This window comes from Streptomyces noursei ATCC 11455 (genome assembly GCF_001704275.1).
GTDB classification, from domain to species: Bacteria; Actinomycetota; Actinomycetes; order Streptomycetales; family Streptomycetaceae; genus Streptomyces; species Streptomyces noursei.
Genome location: NZ_CP011533.1, coordinates 5,302,435 through 5,316,383, shown reverse-complemented (window position 1 = coordinate 5,316,383; position 13,949 = coordinate 5,302,435). Strand labels below are relative to the sequence as shown.

Sequence of the window (13,949 nt, the reverse complement as noted above, 5' to 3'; positions counted from 1 at the left end):
CGGTCCGGCCCCGACGGGCCGGCCCACCGCCCGCGTCGGGTCAGTCCTTGATCGCGAAGGTCCGGAAGGCGGTGTCCCGCAGCTCGCGGCACTCCTCGTCGTCCCAGCCGTCCGCCTTGCAGGTGATCATGATGGCGTAGCCGTGGTGGTCGTCGGCGCGGAAGCCGCGGTTGAGCACCCGCACGTCCTCGCCGCCCTGACGGCGGGTGAACGCCCAGTCCGCGACGGTCGGGTAGCCGCGCCAGCCGATGGCCTTGATGCCCAGCAGGTGGTAGTCCTCGCTGGAGCCGGCCACGCTGGGCTCCAGGCTGCGCCAGGACGCCGCGGCGTCCTTGCCGGGCGAGTCGTTGTAGTCGACCTGGATGCGCGGGAAGCCGCCGTCGGCGCTGTATATGGCGCCGGAGTTCTGCCCGGCCGTGTCGGTCTGCTTGAACCCCTTGGGCATCACCATGGTGAAGTGGAACCCGCCGTTGGCGACCTGCGCGAAGCCGTCCGGGATCGCCGCCCCGTCCTTCTTCCCGCCCTCGCCGCCGCCGGCACCCGGCGTGCCGCCCTTGCCGCCGCCCGGGGTGCCACCGCCCGGGGTGCCGCCCGACTTCGCCCCGCCCGGCGTGCCGGCGCCGTCCGTGGCCGGATCACGGCTGGCGTCGGCCGACCGGCTCGCGGCCCGGCTCGCGTCCGTGCCCTTGCCGGCCTTGCCGGAGGCGGAGCCGCTGTTGTCGCCGCTGCTGAACAGCAGTGCCAGCAGCGTGCCGAGGACGACGACCACCACGGCCGCCGCGATGATCAGCGTCCGGCGCGGCACGACGTCGGTCACCGAGGCGCGCGGCGGGGCGGGACGACCGTCGCCGTCGCCGGGTCTGGAGTCGGACCGGGCCGCCGCGGCGGCGTTCCGCACGGACGTCAGGGCCGCGCGCACCCGCTCCTTGGCGGCGTCCGCGTCGAACCCGGCGCGGGCCGGGGCGCCGTCCGCCGCTGCCTTGCTCGCGGCCGGCCGCGCCGCGGCGCTCTCCTCGGCGGACTCCCGCGCCGGCGCCGGCTTCGCCGAACCGCCGTCCGTGCGCGCCGCCTTCGACGCGCCCGGCGCCGCCCGGTCGGCCCCGGTGGCCGCACCGGTACCGGTGGCCGCACCGGCCGCGCTCGCCGCACCGGCCGAGCTGGCCGCGGTGGCCGTCGGCTTCGCCTTGGGCTTCTTCGGCGCCCGGGGCTTGGCGGTGTTCTTGGCGGGCTTGGCGGGCTTGGCACCGCCCGGCCGCTCCGGCGGCGCGGAGGGCAGCGTCATCGCCCGCGTCGCGTCCATCGGGGGCTCCGGCTTGGGCTCCGGGGCGTGGATGACCTCGTGCAGCAGCGCCCGCGCCCCCGCCTCGTCCAGCCGGCGCTCCGGGTCCTTCACCAACAGGCCGTAGATGACGTCCTCCAGCGGCCCGGCGCTCTTGGGCGGCTCGACCGGCTCGGTCATCACGGCGGTGAGGGTGGCGATCGCCGAGCCCTTGTCGTACGGGGGCACGCCCTCGACACAGGCGTACAGCAGCCCGCCGAGCGACCACAGGTCGGCGGGCGGGCCCGGCTTCTGGCCGCGGGCCCGCTCCGGCGAGATGTACGAGGGCGCGCCGACGAGCATGCCGGTCGACGTCACCGAGGGGTCGCCCTCGACCTGGGCGATACCGAAGTCGGTGAGCACGACCCGGCCGTCGTCGGAGATCAGCACGTTGGACGGCTTCACGTCGCGGTGCAGGATGCCCTGGCCGTGGGCGGCGCGCAGGACGTCGAGCACCGCGTGGCCGACCTCGGCGGCGCGGCGCGGGGTGAGCGGACCGTCGTCGCGGATGACCTCGGCCAGCGAGCGGCCCTCGACCAGCTCCATCACGATCCACGGCCGGTCGTCCTCGTCGACCACGTCGTAGACCGTCACCGCGGCGTTGTTGCGGATCCGGGCGATCGCCTTGGCCTCGCGCAGCGTGCGGGTGATCAGACGACGCTTCTCGTCCTCCTCGACCCCGCCGGGGAAGCGCAGTTCCTTGACCGCGACCGTGCGCCCCAGGACCTCGTCGCTGGCCCGCCAGACGGTGCCCATCCCGCCCCGGCCGAGAACATCGGCGAGCCGGTACCGGCCGGCGAGGAGCCTGCCCTCCTTGCCGTCCATCTCGACCTCGTCGCCCACTGAATCCCCTCTGCATTCCAGCCGAGTTGGCGGCCTCGATTCTCCATCGATCGCCAAACTGGCCCAACTCGGACAACCCACCCTGGCAGAGCCTTCATTCTCTCTCATCCGCGGCCGTGCGGAAGGCCCGGGTGGGTGCCGGAGGGTGCCGCGCACCCGTCATGATGGCCCCGACGACGGGAGTTCTTTTTTGCCGCTCCACCCTCCCCGCCCGATCACACCGGTTCCGCCGCGCCCGGTCGCGCTCACCGTCCTGGCCGTGCTGGCCGCCCTGGCCCTGACGGCGTGTACGAGCACCCCGCTCGCCCCCGTGGCACGCCCGAGGGCGGTCCGGGCGCCGGCCACCACCGCCACCGCGCTGCACCGCCTGGTGACCGACGGCGCGCCCGGCGCGGCCGCGCTGGCCACCCGGAACGGCCGCCTGTCCCTCCCGTCGCCCGACCACCGCCCCTCAACGGCGCCGCTGCGCGGCGGCACCTCCCAGTTCACCGCGGTCGGCGTCGCCGATCTGCGCAGCGGCCGGAAGATGGGCCGCCTGGACCGCTTCCGGGCGGGCAGCCTCACCAAGACCCTGGTCGCGACGGTGGTCCTGCAACTCGTCGGCGAGGGCCGGCTCGCCCTGGACGACCCCGCCGCGGAGCACCTCCCGCCCGGCGTGCCGCTCACCGGCGCGGGCGGCGCGAACGATCTGCGCCGGGTGACGATCCGCCAGCTCCTGGACCACACCAGCGGCCTGTTCAACTACACCGAGGACCCCCACCTCGCCGAACAGCTCCACGGCACGGGCTTCGTGGCCCACCGCTACGACCGCCACACCCCCACCGAGCTGCTGCGGATCGCACTCGCCCACCCGCCGACCGGCGCCCCCGGCACCCGCTCCCCCCGCCACAAGGGCACGGCAGGCGCCCCCTTCGCCTACTCCAACACCAACTACCTGGTCCTCGGCCTGGTCATCCAGGGCGTCACCGGGCACCCGTACGCCGAGGAGCTGCGCCGCCGCATCCTGGCCCCGTTCGACCTGCGCGGCACCTCGTTCCCCGGCGAGCGCCCGACGCTGCCCGCGCCGCACGGCCGCGGCTACACCCTGATCGACGGCCACCAGGTGGACAGCACCGACCTCAACCCCAGCCGGGCCGGCGCCGCCGGCGAGATGATCACCACCCTCGTCGACCTCAACCGGTTCTTCGCCGCACTGCTCGGCGGCAAGCTCCTGGCGCCCCGCCAGATGGCGCAGCTGCGCAGCGAGAAGGCCACCCACGGCGCGTACGGCCTGGGCGTCTACGCCACCCGTCTGCCCTGCGGCGTGACGGTCTGGGGCCACAACGGCGACATCAACGGCTCGTACGCGCAGACCGCCGGCACCGCCGACGGCCGGCACCTGGTCAGCTACCGGGTCAACACCGACGACCCGACCGACCAGGGCGACGGCACCGCCGTGCTGACCGCCGAGTTCTGCCCGTCCCGCGACCGACCGGACTGAGGCGGCACGGCCGGGCCGGACCCGGCCGCGCCACGGACTAGGGCCTGTCCGATGGGTCAGGGTCGGCAAGGCCGTGGCGTCTGGTGCGGTGCATCGCGAGGCGCCGGAGCGGCTCGATAGCGGAGCTATTGGGGCGTTTCGGCAACGCGGCGAGGTGCCGTACCAGACGCCCGCGGACCCGGCCCTGACCCATCGGACAGGCCCTACGTCAGCGGCACGATGTCCGGCGCGCCCAGCCGGGCCGCATCCGCCGTCAGGTCGTCGGGCTGGCGCTGGGATTCGCGCTCCGCCTCCACCCGCTTCTCGTAGTGCGCGATCTCCTTCTCGATCTGCGCGCTGTCCCAGCCCAGCGCCGGCGCCATCAGCTCGGCGGCCTCCCGGGCGCTGCGGGTGCCGCGGTCGAAGGTCTCGATGGAGATCCGGGTGCGCCGGGTCAGCACGTCGTCGAGGTGCCGGGCGCCCTCGTGCGTGCAGGCGTAGACGACCTCGGCGCGCAGATAGTCGTCGGCGGCGGCGAGCGGCCGGCCCAGCGAGGGGTCGGCCACCACCATCTCCAACAGCTCCTCGGACAACGAGCCGTAACGGTTCAACAGGTGCTCCACCCGGGCCACGTGCAGACCGGTCCGGGCGGCGACCCGGGCCCGCGCGTTCCACAGCGCCCGGTAGCCCTCGGCGCCCGCCAGCGGCACGTCCTCGGTGACGCACTCGGCGACCCGGGCGTCCAGCCCGTGCACCGCCTCGTCCACCGCGTCCTTGGCCATCACCCGGTAGGTGGTGTACTTGCCGCCCGCGACGACCACCAGGCCCGGCACCGGGTGGGCGACCGTGTGCTCCCGGGACAGCTTGCTGGTGGCGTCCGACTCGCCGGCCAGCAGCGGCCGCAGACCGGCGTAGACGCCCTCCACGTCGTCCCGGGTGAGCGGGGTGGCCAGCACCGAGTTCACGTGCTCCAGCAGATAGTCGATGTCGGCGCTGGAGGCCGCCGGGTGCGCCTTGTCCAGGTCCCAGTCGGTGTCCGTGGTGCCGATGATCCAGTGCCGCCCCCAGGGGATGACGAAGAGCACGCTCTTCTCCGTCCGCAGGATCAGCCCGGTCGTGGAGTGGATCCGGTCCTTGGGGACGACCAGGTGGATGCCCTTGGAGGCGCGGACGTGGAACTGGCCGCGCTCCCCGATCAGCGCCTGGGTGTCGTCGGTCCACACGCCCGTCGCGTTGACGATCTGGCGGGCCCGGATCTCGTGCTCCACACCGCCCTCGACGTCCTGCACCCGCGCGCCGACCACCCGCTCGCCCTCGCGCAGAAAACCCACCACCCGCGCCCGGTTGGCGACGTGCGCGCCGTAGGCCGCCGCGGTCCGCACCAGGGTGGTGACGTACCGGGCGTCGTCCATCTGCGCGTCGTAGTACTGCAACGCGCCGACCAGCGCGTCCCTCCGCAGGCAGGGCGCCACCCGCAGCGCCCGGCGGTGCGAGAGGTGGCGGTGGACGGGCAGCCCCCGGCCGTGGCCGGAGGAGACCGACATCGCGTCGTAGAGCGCCACGCCGGAGCCCGCGTACCAGCGTTCCCAGCCCTTGTGCTGGAGCGGATAGAGGAACGGCACCGGCCTGACCAGATGCGGCGCCAGCCGCTGGAGCAGCAACCCGCGCTCCTTCAGCGCCTCCCGCACCAGCGCGAAGTCCAGCATCTCCAGATACCGCAGGCCGCCGTGGATGAGCTTGCTCGACCGGCTGGAGGTGCCCGACGCCCAGTCACGGGCCTCGACCAGCCCGGTGTCCAGCCCGCGGGTCGCGGCGTCCAGCGCGGTACCGGCGCCGACGACGCCGCCGCCGACCACCAGCAAGTCCAGTTCCCGCTCCGCCATCTGGGTGAGTGCCTTGGCGCGCTGCGCCGGTCCGAGTGTCGCTGTCTTCACCACTGCCTCCCGCTGTGATTCGGAGCCGGACCCCCCGTCCGTCGATTCTCTCCGCGGTTGGTTCCGGCGACCACCTTCCGCTCAGGGCGGCAACACCCGGCCACCTCGATCCGCCAATACCCATTCTGGGTCAAATATCCGCTTAGTCTACTTATGTCCTTTTAGTGGTTCGGGCGGCCGCGCGCCGCCGGCCACCACCAGGACACCGCGCAGGGCCCACACACTCGCTCGGGAAGGACGGCCGCAGCATGCCCGCAGATCTCGCCGTCATCGGACTCGGTCACCTGGGTCTCCCCCTCGCCCAGGCCGCCACCACCGCCGGCCTCACCACCATCGGCTACGACCCCGATCCCCAGGTGGCCGCCCTCCCCGGCACCGGCGGCCCCCTCCCCCCCACCGAGGTCCGCCGGCTGCTGGCCGCCGGCTTCCGCACCACGGCCGACCCCGCCGCCCTGGGCCGGGTCCGCACGGCCGTCCTGTGCGCACCCACCCCGCTCGGCGCGGACGGCACCCTGGACCTGTCCGCCCTCGCCGACGCCGCCCGCACCCTGGCCACCCGCCTGCGCCCGCACACCACCGTCATCCTCGAATCGGCCGGTTACCCGGGCACCACCGAGAACTTCCTCCGCCCCCTCCTGGAAGCCGGTTCCGGCCTCACCGCCGGCCGCGACTTCCACCTCGCCTGCTCCCCCACCCGCCACGACCCCGGCAACCGCACCCACCACTACCGCAACACCCCGAAGGTCATCGGCGGCCTCACCCCCGCCTGCACCGAGGCCGCCGCCGCCTTCTACGGCCGGCTCACCGACAAGGTCGTCCGCGCCCGCGGCCCCCGCGAGGCCGAGACCGCCAACCTGCTGGAGACCAACTACCGCCACATCAACATCGCCCTGATGAACGAGATGGCGGTCTACTGCCACGAGATCGGCGTGGACCTGTGGGACGTCATCCGCTGCGCCGAGACCAAGCCGTTCGGCTTCCAGTCCTTCCGCCCCGGCCCCGGCGTCGGCGGTCACGCCGCCCCCATCGACCCCAACCACCGCGCCCCGCACGGCGGTTCACCGGGCGCACCGCTGCGCATGGTGGAACTCGCCCAGGAGATCAACGGACGGATGCCGACCTACGTCATCCAGCGCTGCACCACGCTCCTGAACGAGCACGGCAAGTCCGCCCGCGGCGCCCGCGTCCTGCTGCTCGGCGTCACCTACAAGCCCGACCTCGCCGACCTGGCCGGCACCCCCGCCCACGAGGTCGCCGCCCGCCTGCGCGACCTGGGCGCCCACCTCACCTACCACGACCCCTACGTCCCCCACTGGGAGGTCCACGGCCGCCCCGTCCCCCGCGCCGACTCCCTCTACGAGGCCGCCGCCACCGCCGACCTGACGGTGCTCCTCCAGCCGCACCGCACCTACGACCTCCAGGGCCTGGCGGTCAAGGCGCAACTCCTCCTCGACACCCGCGGAGCCACCCCCACCGGCGCCGCCCACCGCCTGTGACGCGAGAAGCCCGGCCGCGCCAACGCGCAGCCGGGCTTCACACTTCCTCAGACGGGGCCTACCGCCGCGGCGCGACCGTCACCTCGACCCGCTGGAACTCCTTCAGCTCGGAGTAGCCCGTGGTGGCCATCGCCCGCCGCAGCGCACCGAAGAAGTTCATCGTCCCGTCCGGCGTCGTCGACGGACCGCACAGGATCTCCTCCGTCGTGCCGACCGCACCGAGGTCGACCCGCTTGCCGCGCGGCACGTCCTCGTGGACCGCCTCCATGCCCCAGTGGTGGCCGCGGCCCGGCGCGTCCGTCGCCCGCGCCAGCGGCGAGCCCATCATCACCGCGTCCGCGCCGCAGGCGATCGCCTTGGGCAGGTCGCCGGAGTAGCCCACGCCACCGTCGGCGATCACGTGCACGTACCGGCCACCGGACTCGTCCATGTAGTCCCGACGGGCGGCGGCGACATCGGCCACCGCGGTCGCCATCGGCACCTGGATGCCCAGGACGTTGCGGGTGGTGTGCGCCGCCCCGCCGCCGAAGCCGACCAGCACGCCCGCCGCGCCGGTCCGCATCAGGTGCAGCGCCGCGGTGTACGTCGCGCAACCGCCGACGATCACCGGCACGTCCAGCTCGTAGATGAACTGCTTGAGGTTCAGCGGCTCGGCGGCGCTGGAGACGTGCTCGGCGGAGACCGTCGTCCCGCGGATCACGAAGATGTCCACGCCCGCGTCCACGACCGCCTTGGAGAACTGCGCGGTGCGCTGCGGGGAGAGCGCGGCGGCGGTGACCACACCGGCCTCGCGCACCTCCTTGATGCGCTGCCCGATCAGCTCTTCCTTGATCGGCGCGGCGTAGATCTCCTGGAGCCGCTTGGTGGCGGTGGCGCCGTCCAGCTCCGCGATCTCCGCCAGCAGCGGCTCGGGGTCCTCGTAGCGGGTCCACAGCCCTTCGAGGTTGAGCACGCCGAGGCCGCCCAGCTCACCGATGCGGATCGCGGTCTGCGGGGAGACCACCGAGTCCATCGGGGCCGCCAGGAACGGCAGCTCGAAGCGGTAGGCGTCGATCTGCCAGGCGATCGAGACCTCCTTCGGGTCGCGGGTGCGCCGACTGGGTACCACGGCGATGTCGTCGAACGCGTATGCCCGGCGGCCGCGCTTGCCGCGCCCGATCTCGATCTCAGTCACTGGTTCTGCCTTCCTACGGATACGCCCCCAGTATCCCCGACGGGGAAGACTGGGGGCGCATCCGGCCGCCACTCGGCGAAGCCGGCGTCGAGGAGACCGTCAGCTGCGCGCGTAGTTGGGCGCCTCGGTGACCATCTGCACGTCGTGCGGGTGGCTCTCCTTCAGACCGGCGGCGGTGATCCGCACGAACCGGCCCTTCTCCTTGAGCTCGGGGATGTCGGCGGAGCCGACGTAGCCCATGGAGGCGCGCAGACCGCCGACGAGCTGGTGCGCGACCGAGGCCAGCGGGCCGCGGTAGGGCACCTGGCCCTCGATGCCCTCCGGCACCAGCTTGTCCTCGGAGAGGACGTTGTCCTGGAAGTAGCGGTCCTTCGAGAACGACCGCGCCTGGCCGCGGGACTGCATCGCACCCAGCGAGCCCATGCCCCGGTAGGACTTGAACTGCTTGCCGTTGACGAAGACCATCTCTCCCGGCGACTCCTCGCAGCCGGCCAGCAGCGAGCCCAGCATGACGGTGTCCGCACCGGCCGCGATCGCCTTGGCGATGTCGCCGGAGTACTGCAGACCGCCGTCGCCGATCAGCGGCACGTTCGCCGCGTGGCACGCCTGCGCGGCCTCGTAGATCGCGGTGACCTGCGGGACGCCGATACCGGCGACCACCCGCGTGGTGCAGATCGAGCCCGGGCCCACGCCGACCTTCACGCCGTCCACGCCGGCGTCGATCAGCGCCTGGGCGCCGTCACGGGTGGCGACGTTGCCGCCGACGACGTCGACGCCGATGTTGGACTTGATCTTGGCGATCATGTCGAGGATGCCGCGGCTGTGCCCGTGCGCGCTGTCCACGACCAGGAAGTCCGCACCGGCCTCGACCAGCGCCTGCGCCCGGTCGTAGGCCGAGTCGCCGACGCCCACCGCGGCACCGACGATCAGCCGGCCCTCGGCGTCCTTGGCGGCGTTCGGGTACTTCTCCGCCTTGACGAAGTCCTTGACGGTGATCAGGCCCTTGAGCACGCCCGCGTCGTCGACCAGCGGCAGCTTCTCGATCTTGTGGCGGCGCAGCAGCTCGATGGCGTCCTCGCCGGAGATGCCGACCTTGCCGGTGACCAGCGGCATCGGCGTCATGACCTCGCGCACCTGGCGGCTGCGGTCCATCTCGAAGGCCATGTCGCGGTTGGTCACGATGCCCAGCAGCTTGCCCGCGGCGTCGGTGACCGGCACCCCGCTGATCCGGAACTTGGCGCACAGCGCGTCCGCCTCGGCCAGCGGCGCGTCCGGCCGGACCGTGATCGGGTCGGTGACCATCCCGGACTCGGAGCGCTTGACCAGGTCGACCTGGTTGGCCTGGTCCTCGATCGACAGGTTGCGGTGCAGCACGCCCGCGCCGCCCTGTCGCGCCATGGCGATCGCCATCCGCGCCTCGGTGACCTTGTCCATCGCGGCCGAGAGCAGCGGGATGTTGACCCGGACGTTCCGCGAGACGCGGGACGCGGTGTCGACGGCGTTGGGCAGCACCTCCGACGCGCCGGGCAACAGCAGCACGTCGTCGTATGTCAGCCCGAGCATGGCGAATTTGGCGGGCATACCCTCGACGTTGTCACTCATGACACCTTCCCCAATGCTCTTGCCTCAGCGCGGACTCCCATGCTAACGGCCTTGTACGGTGTCCCATTCCACGAGCAATGAGGGCCTCGTCACTCGTACTTTCCTACGGTGACTTCGCGCCGCGGACGAGCGGGGCGGCGTTCCATCGAACTCCGCGCTCTTCGGGGGCTACTGCTCGGCCAGCGCCCGCAGCCTGCTCAGGGCACGGTGCTGGGCGACCCGCACCGCACCGGGCGACATGCCCAGCATCTGCCCGGTCTCCTCGGCCGTCAGCCCCACCGCCACCCGCAGCAGGACCAGCTCCCGCTGGTTCTCCGGCAGATTGGCCAGCAGCTTCTTGGCCCACTCCGCGTCGCTGCTCAGCAGCGCCCGCTCCTCGGGACCCAGCGAATCGTCCGGCTGCTCGGGCATCTCGTCCGACGGCACGGCCGTACTGCCCGGATGCCGCATCGCGGCCCGCTGAAGATCGGCGACCTTGTGGCCGGCGATGGCGAAGACGAACGCCTCGAAGGGCTTCCCGGTGTCGCGGTAGCGCGGCAGCGCGCACAGCACCGCGACACAGACCTCCTGCGCCAGATCCTCGACGAAGTGCCGGGCGTCGCCGGGCAGCCGGGAGAGCCGGGTGCGGCAGTAGCGCAGGGCGAGGGGGTGGACGTGGGCCAGCAGATCGTGGGTGGCCTGCCGGTCCCCTTCGACGGCGCGTGCGACGAGAGCGCCGATCTCCTGCTTCTCGTCATCGCGCATCGGTCCATGGTGCCTTGACGCCGAACGATCCGCGGCATCAGGTCCACACTTGTGCACTGAAGCGTTATGCGCGGCAGGTGCGCCGGCTGTCATCTCGTGCGCCCTCCCCTCCTGCCCGACCGGCCCGTCCCCGAGGAACTCCATGCCTCAAGCATGCGGCACCGCGCGGGGAATCGGGCCGCCGTGGCACCGGGCAGCGGGCGGGGCGCCATGTCGCCCCGCCCGCCAGAGGGCGGGCGGGGATCTTCATTCCCCCGCATCGCTGCACGTCACGACGGTTCAGCGGACCAGGCCCCAGCGGAAACCGAGTGCCACCGCATGGGCCCGGTCGGAGGCGCCGAGCTTCTTGAAAAGCCGCCGCGCGTGCGTCTTGACGGTGTCCTCGGAGAGAAACAGCTCACGCCCGATCTCGGCGTTGGAGCGGCCGTGGCTCATGCCCTCCAGCACCTGGATCTCGCGGGCGGTGAGCGTCGGCGCGGCGCCCATCTCGGCCGACCGCAGCCGGCGCGGGGCGAGCCGCCACGTCGGGTCGGCCAGGGCCTGGGTCACCGTCGCGCGCAGCTCGGCGCGCGAGGCGTCCTTGTGCAGATAGCCGCGGGCGCCGGCGGCGACCGCCAGCGCGACCCCGTCCAGATCCTCGGCCACCGTGAGCATGATGATCCGGGCACCGGGGTCGGCGGACAGCAGTCGGCGCACGGTCTCGACACCGCCGAGGCCGGGCATCCGTACGTCCATCAGAATCAGGTCCGAGCGGTCGGCCCCCCAACGGCGGAGGACCTCCTCGCCATTGGCCGCGGTGGTCACGCGCTCGACGCCGGGCACGGTTGCAACCGCCCGACGGAGCGCCTCTCGGGCAAGCGGGGAGTCGTCGCAGACGAGGACGGAAGTCATGTCCGCCCTCCGCAGCTGATGCGCGTCACCTTGAGCCTCCAGGCTGGTACGTATCGTCACCTGGGCGGTTGGCGAACCCCTCGGACACCTGCCCGAGGACTACCTCTGCCAACCACCTCCGCACACTCAACGACGGTCACTCGAAAGAGTTACGGCTTCGGCGACCGAGTTCAGCACGCTCCGTGAGGAGCCGGATACGCAGACGACTCACTGAGCTGCCGGCATCCGCGCGTGCACCCTATGCCCTATTTGGCTCTGTTTCTTCCATTTTCGCGTTGACTGCGGCTAGATTCGCAATGAGTCATATTTACATCTACTTCGACAGTAGATGTAACGTCGTGAGCACCGAGCCCGATACGCATCGCCTCCGAGGGGACAAGCAATGGCAGATTTCTCCCGCCTCCCGGGCCCGAACGCAGACCTCTGGGACTGGCAGCTGCTGGCCGCCTGCCGCGGCGTGGACAGCTCGCTCTTCTTCCATCCCGAGGGCGAGCGGGGGGCGGCCCGCAGCGCGCGGGAGGCATCGGCGAAGGAGGTCTGCATGCGCTGCCCCGTGCGGGCCCAGTGCGCGGCACATGCGCTGGCCGTCCGCGAGCCCTACGGCGTCTGGGGCGGCCTCACGGAGGACGAACGCGAGGAGCTCATGGGACGGGCCCGGCACCGGATGGTCCCGGCCAGCTCGCTGCCCCGACACGCGACCATGCCGGGCGCCTGACCGACAGCGCCCCACACCATTCGAAGAAACGTTCCTGCACAATGCGCGGGCGACACCGCCCGCGGCGGTCAGCGCCCCGCGGCGTCCGCCAGCTGATCCAGCATCGCCCCGACCGCGGGCACGTGCGCCAGGTCCGGCAGCGTGAGCGCGACGATCTCGCGGTGCACCGGAGGCTCCATCCGCACCGTCGACGCCCCCTTGGGGCGCACCGACTCCAGCGTCAGCTCGGGCAGCGCCGCGACCCCCAGCCCCGCCCCGACCAGCCCGATCACCGCCGGATAGTCGTCGGTGGCGAAGTCGATGCGCGGGGTGAACCCGGCGCGCTCGCACACCTCGACCAGATGCGTGCGGCAGCGCGGGCAGCCCGCGATCCACGGCTCGTGGGCCAGGTCCGCGAAGCACGCGGCACCGGCCTTCGCCAGCCGGTGGCCGTCCGGCACCAGCCCGACCAGCCGGTCCGACAGCACCGGGCGGACCACCAGGTCCTCCCACTCCACCCCGGCGGACGGGTCCGCGCCGGGCACCTCGGGATAGCGGAACGCCAGCGCGATCTCGCACTCGCCGTTGCGCAGCAGCTCGATCGAGCGCGGCGGCTCGGCCTCGTCCAGCGACACCCGGACCCCCGGGTGCGCGGCCCGCATCCTGGCCAGCGCCGTCGGCACCAGCGTCGAGCTGCCCGACGGGAACGACACCAGCCGCACCCGCCCCGAGCGCAGCCCCGCGATGGCCGCGACCTCGTCCTCGGCCGCGCTGAGCCCCGCCAGGATGCCGGCCGCGTGCCGGACCAGCGCCTCACCGGCCTGCGTCAGCCGCATCTCGCGCCCGGTGCGCACCAGCAGCGGGGTGCCGGCGGACTGCTCCAGGGCCTTCATCTGCTGGCTGACCGCGGGCTGGGTGCAGCCCAACTCCCGCGCGGCGGCGGAGAAGGAACCGGTCCGGGCGACGGCGCGCAGCACGCGGAGATGACGGGCTTCGATCACCCTTCGAGCATAAGCGATTCTTGGACAGAACGTGAAAAATAGCCTGAAGGCTTTTGCCGGATGTCCTACTGTGCGCACATGAATGCGACGTTGCTGACCGTGAACATCGGGCGTGCCACCCCCTCCGCCCACAGCTCCGCCGAGGGCGGAACGGGCATCGACAAGCGTCCGGTGGACGGGCCCGTGACGGTGGCCGCCCCCGGCCCCAAGGGCACCGCCGGCAGCGGCCTCGCGGGCGACGCGGTGGTCGACCTGCGCCACCACGGCGGTGACGACCAGGCCGTCTACGCCTACGCCCGCGAGGACCTCGACGACTGGCAGCGGCAACTGGACCGCGAGCTGGCCAACGGCGTCTTCGGCGAGAACCTCACCACCGCCGGCCTGGACGTCACCGACGCCCGGATCGGCGAACGCTGGCGCATCGGCCAGGAGGTGCTGCTGGAGGTCACCTCGCCGCGGATCCCCTGCCGGACGTTCCAGGGCTGGCTGGACGAACGCGGCTGGATCAAGCGGTTCACCCAGGCGGCGGTGCCCGGTGCGTACCTGCGGGTCCTGGAGGCCGGCGAGATCCGCGCCGGCGACACCGTGACGGTCGAGCACCGGCCCGACCACGACGTCACCGTCGCGCTGATGTTCCGTGCCCTCACCACCCGGCGCGAACTGCTGCCGCGACTGCTGGCGGCGGGCGACGCCCTGCACGAAGAGGCCCGGGCGACGGCGACGAAGTACGCGGCGCGGACCGCGAACTGACCCCACGGGGCCCGGGCGACCGGGCCCCGGCGCCGCACCGGCC

General features: G+C 72.8%; 11 protein-coding genes. 4 read left to right on the top strand and 7 right to left on the bottom strand.

Going from position 1 to position 13,949, the window contains the following annotated elements; all coding sequences use genetic code 11:
- Window positions 1-40: 40 nt before the first annotated feature.
- Window positions 41-2,161: a serine/threonine-protein kinase gene (locus tag SNOUR_RS22630; RefSeq protein ID WP_174717890.1), complete on the bottom strand. Its 2,121-nt coding sequence runs from the start codon at window positions 2,159-2,161 to the stop codon at window positions 41-43.
- A 190-nt stretch (window positions 2,162-2,351) separates the two neighbouring features.
- Here SNOUR_RS22630 and SNOUR_RS22625 point away from each other — a divergent pair, with 190 nt between their 5' ends.
- A complete protein-coding gene (locus SNOUR_RS22625; RefSeq protein ID WP_067350081.1) occupies window positions 2,352-3,641 on the top strand; it encodes a serine hydrolase domain-containing protein in 1,290 nt (429 codons plus the stop codon).
- Between the two features lie 203 nt (window positions 3,642-3,844).
- On the opposite strand, the gene SNOUR_RS22620 is transcribed toward SNOUR_RS22625, so the two are convergent.
- Window positions 3,845-5,554 carry a glycerol-3-phosphate dehydrogenase/oxidase gene (locus SNOUR_RS22620; RefSeq protein WP_067350079.1) on the bottom strand — a complete coding sequence of 570 codons (1,710 nt, stop codon included), beginning with the start codon at window positions 5,552-5,554 and terminating at the stop codon, window positions 3,845-3,847.
- A 248-nt stretch (window positions 5,555-5,802) separates the two neighbouring features.
- Between SNOUR_RS22620 and SNOUR_RS22615 the strand changes: the two genes are divergently transcribed.
- On the top strand, window positions 5,803-7,050 hold the full coding sequence (locus SNOUR_RS22615; protein WP_067350076.1) for a nucleotide sugar dehydrogenase: 1,248 nt from the start codon (window positions 5,803-5,805) through the stop codon (window positions 7,048-7,050).
- A gap of 58 nt (window positions 7,051-7,108) precedes the next feature.
- Here the strand turns inward: SNOUR_RS22615 and SNOUR_RS22610 are convergent, their stop codons facing one another.
- The 4 genes from SNOUR_RS22610 to SNOUR_RS22595 all read right to left on the bottom strand — a co-directional run bounded on the left by SNOUR_RS22610 (window position 7,109) and on the right by SNOUR_RS22595 (window position 11,461).
- Window positions 7,109-8,224 (bottom strand): GuaB3 family IMP dehydrogenase-related protein, encoded by a 1,116-nt coding sequence (locus tag SNOUR_RS22610; protein WP_039635462.1) that lies wholly within the window; start codon window positions 8,222-8,224, stop codon window positions 7,109-7,111.
- A gap of 99 nt (window positions 8,225-8,323) precedes the next feature.
- A complete protein-coding gene (guaB, locus tag SNOUR_RS22605; protein WP_067350073.1) occupies window positions 8,324-9,826 on the bottom strand; it encodes an IMP dehydrogenase in 1,503 nt (500 codons plus the stop codon).
- A 168-nt stretch (window positions 9,827-9,994) separates the two neighbouring features.
- Window positions 9,995-10,570 (bottom strand): sigma-70 family RNA polymerase sigma factor, encoded by a 576-nt coding sequence (locus tag SNOUR_RS22600; protein WP_067350072.1) that lies wholly within the window; start codon window positions 10,568-10,570, stop codon window positions 9,995-9,997.
- A gap of 279 nt (window positions 10,571-10,849) precedes the next feature.
- Window positions 10,850-11,461, bottom strand: a complete 612-nt coding sequence (locus tag SNOUR_RS22595) for a response regulator transcription factor (RefSeq protein WP_003948568.1) — start codon at window positions 11,459-11,461, stop codon at window positions 10,850-10,852.
- Window positions 11,462-11,843: 382 nt separating this feature from the next.
- Between SNOUR_RS22595 and SNOUR_RS22590 the strand changes: the two genes are divergently transcribed.
- On the top strand, window positions 11,844-12,176 hold the full coding sequence (locus SNOUR_RS22590; protein ID WP_067350069.1) for a WhiB family transcriptional regulator: 333 nt from the start codon (window positions 11,844-11,846) through the stop codon (window positions 12,174-12,176).
- A gap of 68 nt (window positions 12,177-12,244) precedes the next feature.
- Here the strand turns inward: SNOUR_RS22590 and SNOUR_RS22585 are convergent, their stop codons facing one another.
- Window positions 12,245-13,156, bottom strand: a complete 912-nt coding sequence (locus tag SNOUR_RS22585) for a LysR family transcriptional regulator (RefSeq protein WP_067350067.1) — start codon at window positions 13,154-13,156, stop codon at window positions 12,245-12,247.
- Between the two features lie 78 nt (window positions 13,157-13,234).
- On the opposite strand from SNOUR_RS22585, the gene SNOUR_RS22580 reads away from it, so the two are divergent.
- The gene (locus SNOUR_RS22580; protein ID WP_312633277.1) at window positions 13,235-13,906 is read left to right on the top strand and encodes an MOSC domain-containing protein; all 672 of its coding nucleotides are present in this window, start codon (window positions 13,235-13,237) and stop codon (window positions 13,904-13,906) included.
- Window positions 13,907-13,949 lie beyond the last annotated feature (43 nt).

What these genes read in the sequence shown, in the direction of transcription:
- SNOUR_RS22615 (WP_067350076.1), top strand. Translation starts at nt 5,803, where the DNA reads ATGCCCGCAGATCTCGCCGTCATCGGACTCGGTCACCTGGGTCTCCCC.
- guaB (WP_067350073.1), bottom strand. Translation starts at nt 9,826, where the DNA reads ATGAGTGACAACGTCGAGGGTATGCCCGCCAAATTCGCCATGCTCGGG.
- SNOUR_RS22600 (WP_067350072.1), bottom strand. Translation starts at nt 10,570, where the DNA reads ATGCGCGATGACGAGAAGCAGGAGATCGGCGCTCTCGTCGCACGCGCC.
- SNOUR_RS22595 (WP_003948568.1), bottom strand. Translation starts at nt 11,461, where the DNA reads ATGACTTCCGTCCTCGTCTGCGACGACTCCCCGCTTGCCCGAGAGGCG.
- SNOUR_RS22590 (WP_067350069.1), top strand. Translation starts at nt 11,844, where the DNA reads ATGGCAGATTTCTCCCGCCTCCCGGGCCCGAACGCAGACCTCTGGGAC.
- SNOUR_RS22580 (WP_312633277.1), top strand. Translation starts at nt 13,235, where the DNA reads ATGAATGCGACGTTGCTGACCGTGAACATCGGGCGTGCCACCCCCTCC.